The 13,104-nt window shown below is 52.1% G+C and carries 17 protein-coding genes; 3 read left to right on the top strand and 14 right to left on the bottom strand.

Translation table 11 applies throughout. The annotated features are described in order from the left end of the window. Nucleotides 1-34: 34 nt before the first annotated feature. Nucleotides 35-247, bottom strand: coding sequence for a hypothetical protein (locus SYN7336_RS20175; protein WP_017327756.1), 213 nt, complete (start codon nucleotides 245-247; stop codon nucleotides 35-37). A gap of 370 nt (nucleotides 248-617) precedes the next feature. Here SYN7336_RS20175 and SYN7336_RS20170 point away from each other — a divergent pair, with 370 nt between their 5' ends. Next, nucleotides 618-881, top strand: coding sequence for a type II toxin-antitoxin system Phd/YefM family antitoxin (locus SYN7336_RS20170; protein WP_227498550.1), 264 nt, complete (start codon nucleotides 618-620; stop codon nucleotides 879-881). A gap of 1 nt (nucleotide 882) precedes the next feature. Beyond that, nucleotides 883-1,152 (top strand): type II toxin-antitoxin system RelE/ParE family toxin, encoded by a 270-nt coding sequence (locus tag SYN7336_RS33120; protein WP_071590826.1) that lies wholly within the window; start codon nucleotides 883-885, stop codon nucleotides 1,150-1,152. Between the two features lie 229 nt (nucleotides 1,153-1,381). Here SYN7336_RS33120 and SYN7336_RS26995 read toward each other — a convergent pair whose 3' ends face one another. Together SYN7336_RS26995 and SYN7336_RS20160 are read right to left on the bottom strand one after the other, a co-directional pair. Continuing rightward, the gene (locus SYN7336_RS26995) at nucleotides 1,382-1,894 is read right to left on the bottom strand and encodes a GNAT family N-acetyltransferase (RefSeq protein ID WP_017327754.1); all 513 of its coding nucleotides are present in this window, start codon (nucleotides 1,892-1,894) and stop codon (nucleotides 1,382-1,384) included. Nucleotides 1,895-2,047: 153 nt separating this feature from the next. Next, nucleotides 2,048-2,674: a Uma2 family endonuclease gene (locus SYN7336_RS20160; protein ID WP_017327753.1), complete on the bottom strand. Its 627-nt coding sequence runs from the start codon at nucleotides 2,672-2,674 to the stop codon at nucleotides 2,048-2,050. Between the two features lie 403 nt (nucleotides 2,675-3,077). On the opposite strand from SYN7336_RS20160, the gene SYN7336_RS33115 reads away from it, so the two are divergent. Next, nucleotides 3,078-3,383 carry a phage integrase N-terminal SAM-like domain-containing protein gene (locus SYN7336_RS33115; RefSeq protein WP_026101183.1) on the top strand — a complete coding sequence of 102 codons (306 nt, stop codon included), beginning with the start codon at nucleotides 3,078-3,080 and terminating at the stop codon, nucleotides 3,381-3,383. A gap of 226 nt (nucleotides 3,384-3,609) precedes the next feature. On the opposite strand, the gene SYN7336_RS20150 is transcribed toward SYN7336_RS33115, so the two are convergent. From SYN7336_RS20150 to SYN7336_RS20100, 11 genes are all read right to left on the bottom strand, one after another. After that, the gene (locus tag SYN7336_RS20150; RefSeq protein ID WP_017327751.1) at nucleotides 3,610-5,844 is read right to left on the bottom strand and encodes a ComEC/Rec2 family competence protein; all 2,235 of its coding nucleotides are present in this window, start codon (nucleotides 5,842-5,844) and stop codon (nucleotides 3,610-3,612) included. A 169-nt stretch (nucleotides 5,845-6,013) separates the two neighbouring features. Next, the gene (locus SYN7336_RS20145) at nucleotides 6,014-6,442 is read right to left on the bottom strand and encodes a type II toxin-antitoxin system VapC family toxin (RefSeq protein ID WP_017327750.1); all 429 of its coding nucleotides are present in this window, start codon (nucleotides 6,440-6,442) and stop codon (nucleotides 6,014-6,016) included. Continuing rightward, on the bottom strand, nucleotides 6,439-6,807 hold the full coding sequence (locus SYN7336_RS32470; RefSeq protein ID WP_017327749.1) for a hypothetical protein: 369 nt from the start codon (nucleotides 6,805-6,807) through the stop codon (nucleotides 6,439-6,441). The genes SYN7336_RS20145 and SYN7336_RS32470 overlap by 4 nt, the downstream gene beginning before the upstream one ends. Before the next feature lie 105 nt (nucleotides 6,808-6,912). Next, nucleotides 6,913-8,934, bottom strand: a complete 2,022-nt coding sequence (gene bchD / locus SYN7336_RS20135) for a magnesium chelatase ATPase subunit D (RefSeq protein WP_017327748.1) — start codon at nucleotides 8,932-8,934, stop codon at nucleotides 6,913-6,915. A 108-nt stretch (nucleotides 8,935-9,042) separates the two neighbouring features. Continuing rightward, entirely contained in the window at nucleotides 9,043-9,705 is a 663-nt protein-coding gene (locus tag SYN7336_RS20130; RefSeq protein WP_017327747.1) for a Na(+)/H(+) antiporter subunit B, read from the bottom strand. After that, complete coding sequence (locus SYN7336_RS26990; RefSeq protein ID WP_051039852.1) at nucleotides 9,702-10,391, bottom strand: DUF4040 domain-containing protein; 690 nt, start codon at nucleotides 10,389-10,391, stop codon at nucleotides 9,702-9,704. The genes SYN7336_RS20130 and SYN7336_RS26990 overlap by 4 nt, the downstream gene beginning before the upstream one ends. Further along, entirely contained in the window at nucleotides 10,384-10,662 is a 279-nt protein-coding gene (locus SYN7336_RS20120) for a monovalent cation/H(+) antiporter subunit G (protein ID WP_017327745.1), read from the bottom strand. Before SYN7336_RS20120 ends, SYN7336_RS26990 begins: the two co-directional genes overlap by 8 nt. After that, entirely contained in the window at nucleotides 10,659-10,910 is a 252-nt protein-coding gene (locus tag SYN7336_RS20115) for a hypothetical protein (protein WP_017327744.1), read from the bottom strand. Before SYN7336_RS20115 ends, SYN7336_RS20120 begins: the two co-directional genes overlap by 4 nt. Continuing rightward, complete coding sequence (locus tag SYN7336_RS20110) at nucleotides 10,907-11,296, bottom strand: Na+/H+ antiporter subunit E (protein ID WP_026101181.1); 390 nt, start codon at nucleotides 11,294-11,296, stop codon at nucleotides 10,907-10,909. The genes SYN7336_RS20115 and SYN7336_RS20110 overlap by 4 nt, the downstream gene beginning before the upstream one ends. Beyond that, nucleotides 11,293-12,744: a cation:proton antiporter gene (locus SYN7336_RS20105; RefSeq protein ID WP_017327742.1), complete on the bottom strand. Its 1,452-nt coding sequence runs from the start codon at nucleotides 12,742-12,744 to the stop codon at nucleotides 11,293-11,295. Before SYN7336_RS20105 ends, SYN7336_RS20110 begins: the two co-directional genes overlap by 4 nt. Beyond that, nucleotides 12,741-13,100 carry an NADH-quinone oxidoreductase subunit K gene (locus SYN7336_RS20100; protein WP_026101179.1) on the bottom strand — a complete coding sequence of 120 codons (360 nt, stop codon included), beginning with the start codon at nucleotides 13,098-13,100 and terminating at the stop codon, nucleotides 12,741-12,743. The genes SYN7336_RS20105 and SYN7336_RS20100 overlap by 4 nt, the downstream gene beginning before the upstream one ends. Nucleotides 13,101-13,104 lie beyond the last annotated feature (4 nt).

The following is a 13,104-nucleotide window of genomic DNA, read 5'->3' as shown; positions in this document are numbered from 1 at the left end:
GCGTGAAAGCTCTTTTAAGAATCTCTTTGTATACTCAACTTCCCACATTTTGCATTTTTATTGACTGATAGTATGAGTGCGCAGGACTGCCAGAAAGTAACTCATCATTTTCTACTTCCTTCATTAGCTTTGCCAGACCAAAGTCTTCTAAAATCTCTTCAATCTGATTGTACACTTCTATTGGGATTTGAACAGCAAGAGTACGTTGCTGCTCATCAAGAACATATTGCTTTGGAATTTCAAGCATCAATGGACCTCAACCAAGCTTGTATACTTCTACAGTATATAAGATTATCCTCAAAAATAATACCCTATAAAACAAATAGGCCAGAAGATCGAAACAGTTAGAAAATTTCTTACTGAAATTGGGGGGATTGCTGAAATAGAAGGGACTAACGGCCTTGAGGTTAGCGGTGCTAGAGAGACTCTCAATTAAGATCGACAGTTTAGCCAAGCATCCGCTGCGGTGAAGGGTTAGGTTTGATGGCTGACTTGCAATAGCTAGACCAATTAGGGCGATCGCAGGTTAGCATCCCCCACTTTACCAGGATATTGAAATACAGCATTACAGCTTTTATCTGTGGTACGCTATGTACATGACGTACAGGATTCTTACGATGCGTTCCTTATCTTCTGGAGAAGCGAGAAATAGCTTTGCCGATACGCTCAATCATGTCGCTTATGCTTCAGAGCATGTTGCTATACAACGACTTGGGAAAGAACCGGTGTATATGATTCCAGCTAAAGACTACGAACTTTTTTTGAAGCTTCTGCAACAAGCAGAAGATGACCTCGATCTTCAAGGAGCGGAGAAACGCATGGCTGACTCAAAGCAAGAACGGGTTGACTTTGATGATTTTTTTGCGGAACTAGAGGCGTGATGTGAGCCAATACAGGATTGAGTTCGATCGGCGTGTAAAAAAGGATCTTAAATCAGTTACTACTCAGGAAGTAGTTCGCATCCAAACTGCAATATCTGACCTAGCGAATAACCCTCGTCCCTCTGGCTGCAAACAATTGAAAGGGAAAAACTGTGAATATTTTAGGATCAGAGTCGGTGATTACCGAATTGTCTACACAGTTGAAGATAAAGTTCTGTTAATAGTCGTAATCCGTGTAGGCCACCGAAGGGAAATCTATAAAAAACTATAACTATAGCCTGTTTTGCGTGCCTAACGGCCTTGAGGTTAGCGGTGCTAGATAACCTCTCAACAAAGAGCGACAGTTTTGCCAAGCATCCGCTGCGGTGAACGGTTAGGTTTAATGGCCCACTTGCAACAGATAAGCCAATTATAGCGATCGCAGGCTAGCACCCCCGATTTCACCGACAAATCTTAAGGACAGCAGAAACCTAACTCCGCCGTTAGACGTGGCGCTGAATCTATTTGATGTGGGTTGCATAGCGAATCTCAACTAAACCCGATTTAGGATGGGTTTTGCTCTCCCCGTCTACAAGAAAGCCATGTTTCTCGTAAAAATCCCGCGCCATGCGATTGCCCTCAAGAACCCACAAAATTATCTCCGAATTCCCAAAGCCACGAAAAAACTCAAAGGCTTTTGCGATTAGTCTCGAGCCGTATCCTAGCCGCCAATTGCTCGGGTGAACATATATAGCAGCGATTTCGCCAACCGTTATACTGTTCTTGTCCGGGTCACGGCATGCGCACAAGGACGCAAACCCGGCAGTTGAACTGTTCACCTCTGCGACGTAGCTATGATTCTCTGGATTAGTAAGTAGGCTTTTCCACGCTTCCGTCTTTGAAGAGACGTTCAATGCATCGAGTACATCGTCCGGCATCAATCCCTTATAAGCACCCTTCCAAGACTCGACGTGTATACGAGCTATCTCCGATGCATCGGATTCCAGGGCTTTTCGAATGGTAACGATGGTCATGCGGCTAGCACCTCCCAATTTCACCAACAAAAATTAAGAACGGCAGCAACCTAACTTGTGTTTAAGATTACGGCTCTGCCTGAGTAATGGGTGCAGTGGCGTTTTAATAACGTAAGTGAGCAAGCCAGCTTGTAATACGCTACAGTGGCGATGTTACCTATCAGCCTTCAACACTTGTTCAGCCGTCAGGTTCAGACCAGGGAATGTAGCAGAGGCGATAGTCTCATTGCCTCGGAGCAACTGAATTTCATACTCTTCATCCACTAACGTACAGATAGAAAGGGTAGGTTGTTTGGGCTTCCCAATGTGCCGAATACCACCTAAGCCTGCGTAATCTGCAATCCAATATTCGGGAATGCCTAAAGCCGCGTAGTCTTCGACTTTACGGGCATAGTCATTTTGCCAATTGCTACTAACGACTTCCACCACAAATTTAATCGAACTGCCTCTCGTTATGATTGACTGCTCAGACCAGAGTAGTTCTTTGGAAAGTTCTGCGCGATCGACGACTGCGACATCAGGCCGAAATGCTGTCATAACAGCATTAGAAGGACGAAGTAGTCCTCGCTGAAGAACAAACCAAGGTAAGCCTGCTCTGTCGATCTGAACACAGGCTTTTGTAGTGATGAAGGCGGCAACTTCTTCATGTTTGCCTGTTGGTTCCAAGTCAAAGACCTCTCCATCGATCAGTTCATAGCGCTTATCACCACCATAATGGGCGAGAAATTCGTCAAAGCTCAGGGGTTTCTGTTGTATTGGTCGGTCGGTTTCAAGGATCATTAAGTTACCTCAGTCCCAATCAATGCCTTCAGTCTACTAAATTTGATTATGTGACTGTACTGCCTCACAACATACTTCCTTGGAATAGCGGATTTCCAAAAACAGCCAACTACCGATTCACTTCAATCCGATAATCTTATGCCATCTTGATTTTGAGTATTGGCAGATACAATTTTGAGCCCGACCTAACTATTTAATAGACGGACCCATTCCGCATAATACCCCTGAGGAAGGTGATTAGAGAGAAATATTCCGCATAATACCCCTTAGATGGGTGTTTAGGCGGAATATTTCAGTGAATTTTCGGTCCGAAAGTGGCGTTTTGTCCGCCTAATATGCCGGAAAAGATAATTAGCCGGACTGGATCGAGCTGTCGCCTATACCACCCCCTCCCCAAAAACTATTGGATCGAGTCAGAGACTCCATCCGCATGAAGCACTACTCTTACCGCACCGAACAGTCGTACGTTCATTGGATTCGTCGCTTTATCCTGTTTCACAACAAGCGGCACCCCCGAGAGGAAACGGCAGAGATCGAAGCCTTCCTGAGCTATTTGGCGGTGAATGAAAAAGTTGCTGCGTCAACTCAGAATCAAGCCCTTAGTGCCTTACTATACTTATACTTATACAAATACGTACTTCAAATTGAACTAAACGGCCCTATCGATGCCATGCGGGCTAAGCGTTCCCGCTTCATACCTTATGAATAAGAATAAAAACTCTAGCTGCTATACCATAAGCATTTGAGGCTTGTGATGAAATTTTCTCCACGCCATTTGTATGATGAACTTTTGCTCCACTATGACTGACTTGACAGAAGAGGGCTATACCAAACCTCAGTGAGATTGAAGAATCACCCTAGTCATAGCAAGGGTTTTGGCTCACCCCGTTCTCCAGAATCATCTGGGATTGGTATAGCTTTGCTAGCGCTACGGACTAATCAAAATCTTGTCGGGTTAGACGAATCTCCTGCGGCTGCCACAACACGGCCCCGACCCGATCGGTCCACAGCAGGGGAATGTCGTTTTGGGTAAACCGTTGAGAATTGCCGGGATGAAGACTTTGGCCGCCCACCACCCCACCTCGCAATTGCAGTTTTTCCAACCAGTCTGGCGACAGTGACGAGCCATCCCACCACAGCCAATCGATTGGGATGAGACTGGCATGGGAACGCAACAGGCGATCGATCGCAGGAATCGGCGTCCCGACCAACAGGCCTCGCTGACCGGCAACCGCAAAGCTGAGGGCCCGATCGCCCACCAACTCCCATTCGGTCGAACCTATAGTTACCGCTGTCCCCTCAGCCCAGCCATGCAACTCCGTCCCCGACTGCTGCAAGCAATTGAGATTGGCAGCCGCTGCACTGGCGATCGCAAATCGCTCTGGAGTCCAAATCTCGCTGATGGGGACGCTTTGGGCCAACTCCGACCAGCCATGATTGGCATTGCCGTCAGCGAGAGCAAAAGCGCGATCGATGTGGCGAATCCCTTCCCGGCGCAAAAAGGGTAGCACCACCTGCTGCACGGTTTGGGCAGAACCGCTATTGATGAGTGCGGTCTGGTTAGCACTACGGGCGATGAAGACAGGAGTCTCGGCAGCGAGAGCGATCACTTGCAGTGGCGGCTTGGGCCACAAGACAGGGATGGCAACCAGAATGACGATCGCGCCTGCCACCCCCATAGCAGTGCGCTGTAAAGTACTCAATCGCAATCTCGGCCACCAACGGTTGCCAAACGTCAGGAGAAGCATGACGCCATACAGTCCTACACATTGCAGTACCGAAGCCGTTCCCGTATCAATAGACGGACTGGGCCAACTTGCTATCCACTGGGCGAATCCCACCATTGGTTGGAGCAAAAACTGCAGTGGCCAAACCGCCACAGCACCCAAGGGCGGCAGCACGAGGGCGATCGCAGCTATTACCATGCCTGCTGCCACGGCTGCAATAGTCAGCGGACTCGTGAGGAGTGCAGCTACGAGAAAATAAGTGGATACTTTGCCAAACACCGCCAGTTGCAAGGGCAAAGTCCACAGAGTAGCGGCGAGCGGCGTCGCAATCGCTTGGGCGATCGCTGGCGGCAAGAACTCCAAGCAAGTTTGGATGGGGCGCGCGCTGACCAGCAGCCCTGCCGTGGCTGCAAAGCTGAGCTGAAACCCCAAATCGCGAATCCAGAGGGGGTTGAAGAGGGTGAGTAGAACCGCTGTCGCCAACAGAAACCCCAAGGGCTGCAAGCGTCGCCCAGTAGTTTCCAACTCCTGCGAAAGCGCCACAGCCACCCCCGCGATTGTGGCTCGCCACGCAGACGGGCTGCCCCCTGTCAGAGTTACATAGGCCAGCAAGCTGGCGATCGCGATAACCTGCTGTTGTCGCACCGGTCGCGATCGCGCGATCGCCAACACAATGCCCAATAACAAAGCGACGTGAAAGCCGGAGGCCGCGATCGTATGAGCCAAACCCACCTCGCGAAAAGCATCTTGAAGATCGAAGGGCACCTGGCTGGCAGCAGAGCCCAACACTAAAGCCCCCAATAAGGCCCCGAGGCGATCGCCCAACCCTGCCACAAACGCATCCACAATTCGCTGGCGCAGCAGCCATCCCCCCCATTGCACATCGGGATCGACAATCGCTACCTGGCGCGCGCTCAACCCCGCAAACGCATTGTGGCGAGCCAAATAGGCTTGAAAATCAAAGCCCCCCGGATTCTGCGCGCCGCTGGGGCGATACAGAAATCCAGTTAATTCCAGCCTTTGACCGGGCAGTAAATTCGGGAGCTCCTCCTGCAGCGGATAGGTGACGTAAAGCCGACTGGCGATGGCGGACCCACTCCGGTGGGGGGAGCGATAGTTCTCCGTTCGCAACCACAGTTGCTGGCGACCCGAGCGGGTTTGACGGGGCACGGTTTCGACCTGACCGACGACAGTGGCATTGGGTTGCGGGGCGCGGGTACTGATATCGAAGGGGGACGGTGTAGGGGTTCGCAGGCCGATATAGGCCCAGGCCAAACATCCAATCAGACCGGCAGCGATGTAAGTTCTTGCCAAACGAGGCTTGCGAATGTGACTGACAGCAGCGATCGCGGCGATCGCCAAGATCCACAGCCAGCCCCACCAGAGCGATCGCGAGAGCAGCCCGAATAACCAGGCCAACGCAATCCAATAGGTCTGCACCATGACAGTCGCTTCCGGTCATTTCTACGGCAGCCCCAGCTTTCCCTCACTTAGCGATCGTGGGAATTATGAAGGCTCGGTGTTTACCCTCAAGCTCTCAATATTTGTATAAAAATAGGTCAAATTATCGAGGGATTCCCCATTGGCGATCGCCCTCAAGTTAGACACTTTTTCACGCCGTCCAATCTTCACTGACTAAACCCGGAACCTTGCCAAAATCGCGCACATTCCGCGTAAGCAATATCAGGTTGTTCGATAAGGCGATCGCAGCAATGCGCAAATCCATCGTGGCTACCCGAACCTGTTGCGAGCGTAGGGATTTAAAGATTTCCACAGCCTGTGAGTTAAAAGGCAGTACTGGAGCCGCTGAAAATCCCTTGTGGATTTCTGAAAGGAGTCGATATCCGCGAATTACATCTGCAGCATTTTGGGTGCGGGTGATAAGTGTGTGAGCTCCAAGAACTTGCTCGTGAAAACTGACAATGAAGAAAGCAAGGTCTGAGATTGGGTGGTCGGTAAGCCGAGCCAGCAACGCAGCACGATCCGGCCCTGCTCTACGTTGCAAAATGCTGATATGGTCGGTATCGAGAAGATATTTCACAAATCCTCATCATCTCGGTCATTGGGTCGATCGGCTTCGCGCATCTGCCGGCCATATTCCAATGCTTCGAGAAACGCCGATTCATCGGAAACAGAGCCCATGACGATTTCTAGCCAATTACTTGATGTGGGTTGAGGGACCCCTATATGTTGCTGTAAATTTGCTACCGTTTGTTCGAGAGTAGTTAGACGTCGATCTATCGTTCGATCGCTTTGCATGATTTCCTCAAATGAATGCCAGCAACTATCCTCATGCCAGCAACTATCCTCATGATAGAGGGCCAGCTCGACCCAAGCCTTCATCGGCGCTTCAGCAACATTCTGCAATGCCAGCCGCAATTCTTCAGGATTGCAATCTTCTAACACCGCATCTAGATATACTGCTACTTCTTGAGGATTTTACAGCGATGCAATTTAAGACGAGCAATCGCTTGGACTCGTTGGCCTGTTCTCCCCAATTTCCACCAGGTATTACAGGTTAGTGAAGGTCTCTCGCACTGTGGCGGCGATCGCCGCATCGTTCGCCCGAGGAATGTAGAAATACTTGCCGCCTGCCAAATTCGCGAGCTCTTTGGTGAAGCCGCTACTGACAAACCGACTTTGGGTATCGACCAGCAGGAACTTAAAGCCCAGCGCTCGCATTTTGGTCGCAATATCCCGCAACTCCTGTTTGAGATCGGGCTTTTCTTCGTCGGGATCGAGGGCGGTGCCGAGCGATCGGCTGAGGGGAATATTGCCGCGACCGTCCGTCAGCGCCACCACCATGACTTCACCCACATCCCCCGCCGACATCTCGTTCAAGCCCATGCGAATGGCCTGCGTAAACGCATGAGCTAAGGGCGAACCGCCGCCGCAGGGCATCGTCTCCATGCGGCGGCTAGCGGCTTCAATCGATCGCGTCGGTGGCAACAACACCTCCGCCCGCTCCCCCTGAAACGGAATCAGCGCCACTTTGTCCCGATTTTGATAAGCCTCAGTCAGTAGGCGGAGCACTGCGCCTTTAGCCGAATTCATCCGGTTGAGGGCCATCGACCCCGAAGCATCCACAATAAAGATGACTAAAGCCCCGGCTTTGCGAGCGAGTTTTTTGCTGCGGATATCGCTTTGCTCGACGATGACATTGCGATCGGGATGGCGCCGACGACGGGCTTTTTGGTAGGGGGCAGCAGCGCGCAAAGTGGCGTCAACGGCAATGCGCAGGGTGTCCCCCTGCGGCAGCATGGGTTTGATATAGCGACCGCGATCGTCTGAAAACACCAAACTGCGGGAACCGCTCTTGCCCTGTCGGTTCGCGGATTGGGCAAATCTCAACAATTCCGGATCGAGTACGACCCCTTCGGGATCGAAGACGAACTCTTCGGGAATGCTGGGGGGGGCAGAATCGCTATCGTCGTCGTCGGTGTCCTCGTTGTCGGTGTTGTCCTCATCCTCGTCCTTCGAGTTATCCTCGTCGTCCTCTCGGTCTTCGGATGAAGGCGGTGGCGGGGGCTCGGCAGGCGGTGGGGGCGGTGCGTCCATCGCCCGAGGTAAAATTACCAGTTCCACTGCCGTGCGCAGATCGTCTGCTTCGATAAACGTGCGGCCTTCCAAAGCTGCTAAGACTTTTGCCACCCGCAGGGCAAATAACTCGGCCCGATGGCCCTGAATGCCGCTGCGAATCGCTTCGACGATCAGATACTTCACCTGCTCGGGGGTGGCGCGCACGTCTTTGAGCCATTCGCGAGCTAAGACGATCTGGGTGCGCATTTGGTCGATCGCCTCACTTTCTGCGGCCCAAAACGCTTCGGGACGATCGGCAAAGGCGGTGGCCCGTTCCACCACCTGCAAGCGCATGTCGAGGTCTAGGGCGGCATCGGCGGAGAGGGCGATCGCCATCCGATCGAGCAGGTGGTCTCGCAGTTGGCCTTCTTCGGGGTTGAAGGTGGCAATCAGGATGGGCTTGCAGGGATGTTGCAGGCTGATGCCTTCCCGCTCGATGATGTTGACGCCTTCGCTGGTGACGGCTAACAGCAGATTGGCGATTTGGTCGTCTAGCAGGTTCATTTCATCGACGTAGAGCACGCCTCGGTGAGCGGCGGCTAGCAGGCCGGGTTGGAAAACGGTTTCGCCGGTTTTGACAGATTTGCTGACATCGACCGAGCCGAGTAGGCGATCTTCGGTGACACCGAGGGGAATTTGAATGAAGGGGGCGGGGACGACTTCAGTTTCGGGAAAAACAGTCGGGTCGGGATACTGTTCTTTGGCCCAGTCCGACCAAGTTTCGGGATGGCGGGGGTCGTCGTTGCAGGGGGAGCCTTTGACGATCTCGATGGGGGGGAGCAGATCGTGAATGCCTCTGGCCAAGATGGATTTGGCGGTGCCTCGCCGTCCGGCGATCGCCACTCCGCCCAAACCCGGATCGGCAGCAGCCAGGAGTAGGGCGGTTTTAATGGCGGCTTGACCGACGACAGCGGTAATGGGGAAATTGGGGACGCGGGTGCGGGAACTGACCATGCTAGAAGGATATCGGAGCTCTTGGATTGCCGAAGCCCTCTTATCCTGACATACTCCCGACGCAGGCGCGGCCTAGAGCGCGGGTGTCTCAGAACTTCCTGGCAACTCTCACAACAATCCCCGATAGCGAATAAAAACCAAAATGGCAGCCCACGACCCCAAGGCAACTTTGATGGCAACCAGAAGATTGAGCAGCGGAATCCACCCACCACTGACCAAGGTGCCAAACTCTCCCTGCGGTAATTCCATACCAACCAGGCTCAGAACCGCCAGCACAATGAAAATCAGCACCGAAACCTTCTCCCAGGTGGCGGCATGCCAGCGCTGGTAAATCGCTTCCATCCGTTCTGATGATGAGGTGATGGCCACAAGGCCAATCGCCGTTCCGCCGGCGACGCCCGCCGCAAACCCACCGCCTGGACTCAAGTGCCCCCGAATCGCTAGCTCGATACCGATTAATGCCGCAATCGTGGCTCCCAAGCGTGCCAGCACGATCGAGGGGCGATCGGTGAATTGGTAGATTTTGCTGGAAGGTTGTTCGTCGGCCAACAGAAATCGCACTCCCAAGATCGCGATCGTGAAGACCACAACCTCGAAGATCGTGTCATAGAGTCGGTTTCTGAAAATAATGCCCGAAACGGTGTTGGGCACCCCGCTATCTCGCACAATCGACTCAACGATCGAGAGCTCGGCTGAGTCGATCGCCAGATTGGGGAAGACGAGCATCTTAATGTACAACGCTATCCCGACCGCAATGTAGATCCACTTCATGCTCGATCCCCCATGAGATCGGGTATCCCGTCCCCTGACTGACTGGCATTGGACTGGCTGAAGCTGCCTGAGTCGATATAGGTCAGGCTGGCCAAGGTTGCTGGGAGTTCCTCCTGCATGATGTCGTAGAGACGTTGGACCCGGGTTTGGATGTGGTGACGCGGCTGTCCGTCTGCGGGGGGCGATTGAGATGGCTCCCAGGCAACTGACTGCTCTGACAAGTCATAGTCTGACAAGACATAGATTGTATGAATCTCTTTTGCCATCAAAGCGGTTTGTAAGGCTTGAAGATTGGTATAGGTCACCAGTTCGAGACGCATGTGGTATTTGTTCGATGTTTTGCGTAAAGCCGAGAGCAATTGCTCGGAAGGATGCGCGAGCTCTGACGCTGCTGCATTCGCCAGAGGTGCGCTTTTCGCACTCGACTCGCGAGCGAGCAAGCCAACGCGCATACTCAGTGAAGAGCGCACCGCCACTGCGTAGAGGGTAATGGATAGCATGGTGCCGACCAAGGCTTCGGTCAAGGCGACATCCGCTGCCCCAAAGAGTGCGTAGACCAGTGCGGCAACGGCACCCAAAATGCCGCGAATGACCAGGGCGTGATAGGGATTGACCTGCAAAACCACCATACAGGCTGTTAAGGGAAGCAGAGCAACGATCGCGATAACGTAGAAATCCTCAGTCATCCTCACCTCCACTGCTAGAACAGTAGGCCAACACATACCCCAGCACCGTATTCCAGATCGCGAGGGAAATCAGCGCCAGAATCAGCAGCGGCCATTCTCGGGGTATTTGGAGGAGCAGCCCGAGAAGAATACTCATCGAACCGAGGGTATCGGCGACTGAAAGACTGTGCAGCTTGAATAAGACCGAGCGATCGCCAATCAGGGGAAATGTTCCCCAGAACCAGAAGATAATTCCAATTCCGATACAGATATAGCTGATAGTATCAATCATTGTTCGTTCATCCGCCTGAGGACATGAGCCAGCAGCATTAAGGCTGCATTCCCCACACTTAAAATGAGTACCCCAACCACCCCGATCGTCCAGTCATCCCGCAAGACAGATACGACCAGAATCATCATAGATGTTTTGGTTGCAATACTGGCAAAGGCCAACATTTTTTGCCAAATGCTTCTGTCCTTACAAGCCTCATAGATGGGGATGAGTAGGGCCAGAATCATGGGCACGAGCACCCAATTCATGTCTTTGGCCTCCGCTGTACCCGATGTACTTCATACCAGCCATCTTCGCGATATTTTAAGACGATTGTTTTAGGGGTAAAAGTGATGAGGAAAATATCTAGAAAGATGAGTCCGGGGGTCCGCTGGGGTTTGACTCGCTCCAGCACGATCTCTTCCCGAGTGTGGGGGCGAAACATTATTTCCAAGGCTTCAAAGTATGCTCTGGGAATAGCGATGAGGATTTCCCAGAATATTCGCAACCAATCTTTCAAGGCCCCTGGAGCTGTGTAGGGTCTCGGCAATAGAAGCGCAACGCTAACACCGATGAGAATATTGGCTACACTCGCATCGGCAGTGAGTAGAAACCAGATAGCCAACCGCAATGAAAAATCTAGATATCCAATCATGCCAAAGCCATCCAAAAAAGCAGGGTTAACATCAGAGTCATGACTCCAATTAAATGCTCAAATTTCTCCACAATTCGAGGAATCTCAACCTTCAATTTCTGAAAAATCAGAAGATACGCGAGCCAGCCAATAGCAATTGTGACCAGTGGCTTGACAATATTTGCTACGGTATAGGCTTCATAATAGATGCCATTTGCGATAACCAACCCGCCGAGTAACACAGTCATTGCTGGCCAGAAACCAGGCTTAACATTCCCTTTGCCCCCATGAGGCAGGAAAATAAATTTAGCAAACGAGATTGCAGTTCCCAGAGCCGCAATATTCATACCAATCACTTGCCAGGGCGCTAGATTCTTCATGGTCAGTACCTTCGCGCCAAAACCAGATAACAGGGGAAAACCCGAGATTGAAAAGCTGGCGATCGCCAGGGCAATCCAGATTGGAGTGGGAATCGGCTTCTGTTTGAGCGCTTCGAGCTTTCGGCTCGGTAGGTTCCCTGCAACCAGGAAGAGAGCCGCTTTGACCAGACCGTGTGTCAGCGCATAAAAACCACCGACTTCCGGTGCTGCAAGGACAAAGCCGAGTTGAGAAATCGTGTGAAACGCGAGCATGCGCTTTGTATCTTTGGCAAAGACCGCATAGCCGACTCCCAAGAGGGCCGTGCCAACCCCAAAGATACGGACGATTGGGTCGAGCTCAGCCACAATGAGGGAGCAACGGACTAGCGGAAAGACCCCTGTTTTGACCACAACTCCCGACAGTAGGGCCGATACGGGGGTCTCGGATTCGGAGTGGGTTAAGGGCAGCCACAAACCCGAGACAAAGATTCCCCCTTTGGTCAGGAGTCCGAGGAAGATGAGGGCGATCGCCTCGGTGGGAGCCCCCTGTAACCCAGCAAATGCAAACGAATGGTTGGCCTGATAAACGAGTACTGCCCCAATCAGGTAAAACAGCATGGCTGTATTGCTGACAAAGAGGTAGCGCAAGGCAACCCAAATCGAGCGGTCAGTCCGGGGATAGGCAATTAAGAGGAACGCAGCAATACCGATGACCTCTAGGGCCACATACAAACTGACAAAATCTGCACAGATAAACACCGCGTTGACACTGCCATGCAAAATGATGGCCTGCATGTAGAAAAAAGCCGTTTTATCGCTTTGCCAGCAGTAGAGAATGACCGCTGCGGTCACGAGTGCATTGGTCAGAATGAAGTAGCCACTTAATGGATCGACGACTAATGTGACGCCAAAACGATCCAATAACTGCAAGCTCAGGGGGACGGGGGCGAAGACTTGCTGTAGACCATAGCCAAGCGAAATCAGTGCCACCCAGAGTGCGAGGTGGCGATCGAGTTTGGGGAGGAGATAAATGCTGAACCCCACAAAAAATGGCAGGGCAATCCAGGCGATCGCCGCAGTCGTACCTCCGGTGAACGCCAGCATACTCATGGGGTATTATTCTTCTCGATCTCGTCGATCTCCAGAGTCGGGTTATCTCGGGCTAGCTTCATGACTCCCACCAGCATTAAGGCTTGGATCGAAAAGCCAATCACGATCGCTGTCAAAATGACCGCTTGGGGCACCGGATCTGCGTAAGCAACGGGTTCGGCATCCGCAGCAATGGGCGCAAATACCCCCCCTCGCGAGGCAACCAAAATGTAATAGGAGATCGCCCCAGTGCTCATCACATCCATTGAGACGATCTTCATCATGAGGTTCTTTTTCAGGATGATGCCGAAAAATCCACACAATATTGTTGCAAAAATGCATGCTTCTAGTACGGATATTTCTGGCTGCACGTTCATTCCC

The organism is Synechococcus sp. PCC 7336, from assembly GCF_000332275.1.
Lineage (GTDB): Bacteria > Cyanobacteriota > Cyanobacteriia > Thermostichales > PCC-7336 > PCC-7336.
This window is presented reverse-complemented; position numbering and strand designations above follow the sequence as displayed.

Bases quoted from the DNA above. Each gene is read 5' to 3' on its own strand.
- bchD (WP_017327748.1), bottom strand. From the start codon at position 8,934: ATGGTCAGTTCCCGCACCCGCGTCCCCAATTTCCCCATTACCGCTGTC.
- SYN7336_RS20110 (WP_026101181.1), bottom strand. From the start codon at position 11,296: ATGATTGGATATCTAGATTTTTCATTGCGGTTGGCTATCTGGTTTCTA.
- SYN7336_RS20175 (WP_017327756.1), bottom strand. From the start codon at position 247: ATGCTTGAAATTCCAAAGCAATATGTTCTTGATGAGCAGCAACGTACT.
- SYN7336_RS26995 (WP_017327754.1), bottom strand. From the start codon at position 1,894: ATGACCATCGTTACCATTCGAAAAGCCCTGGAATCCGATGCATCGGAG.
- SYN7336_RS20105 (WP_017327742.1), bottom strand. From the start codon at position 12,744: ATGAGTATGCTGGCGTTCACCGGAGGTACGACTGCGGCGATCGCCTGG.
- SYN7336_RS20170 (WP_227498550.1), top strand. From the start codon at position 618: ATGCGTTCCTTATCTTCTGGAGAAGCGAGAAATAGCTTTGCCGATACG.
- SYN7336_RS20120 (WP_017327745.1), bottom strand. From the start codon at position 10,662: ATGATTGATACTATCAGCTATATCTGTATCGGAATTGGAATTATCTTC.
- SYN7336_RS20100 (WP_026101179.1), bottom strand. From the start codon at position 13,100: ATGAACGTGCAGCCAGAAATATCCGTACTAGAAGCATGCATTTTTGCA.
- SYN7336_RS26990 (WP_051039852.1), bottom strand. From the start codon at position 10,391: ATGACTGAGGATTTCTACGTTATCGCGATCGTTGCTCTGCTTCCCTTA.
- SYN7336_RS20150 (WP_017327751.1), bottom strand. From the start codon at position 5,844: ATGGTGCAGACCTATTGGATTGCGTTGGCCTGGTTATTCGGGCTGCTC.
- SYN7336_RS20115 (WP_017327744.1), bottom strand. From the start codon at position 10,910: ATGAATTGGGTGCTCGTGCCCATGATTCTGGCCCTACTCATCCCCATC.
- SYN7336_RS20130 (WP_017327747.1), bottom strand. From the start codon at position 9,705: ATGAAGTGGATCTACATTGCGGTCGGGATAGCGTTGTACATTAAGATG.
- SYN7336_RS20160 (WP_017327753.1), bottom strand. From the start codon at position 2,674: ATGATCCTTGAAACCGACCGACCAATACAACAGAAACCCCTGAGCTTT.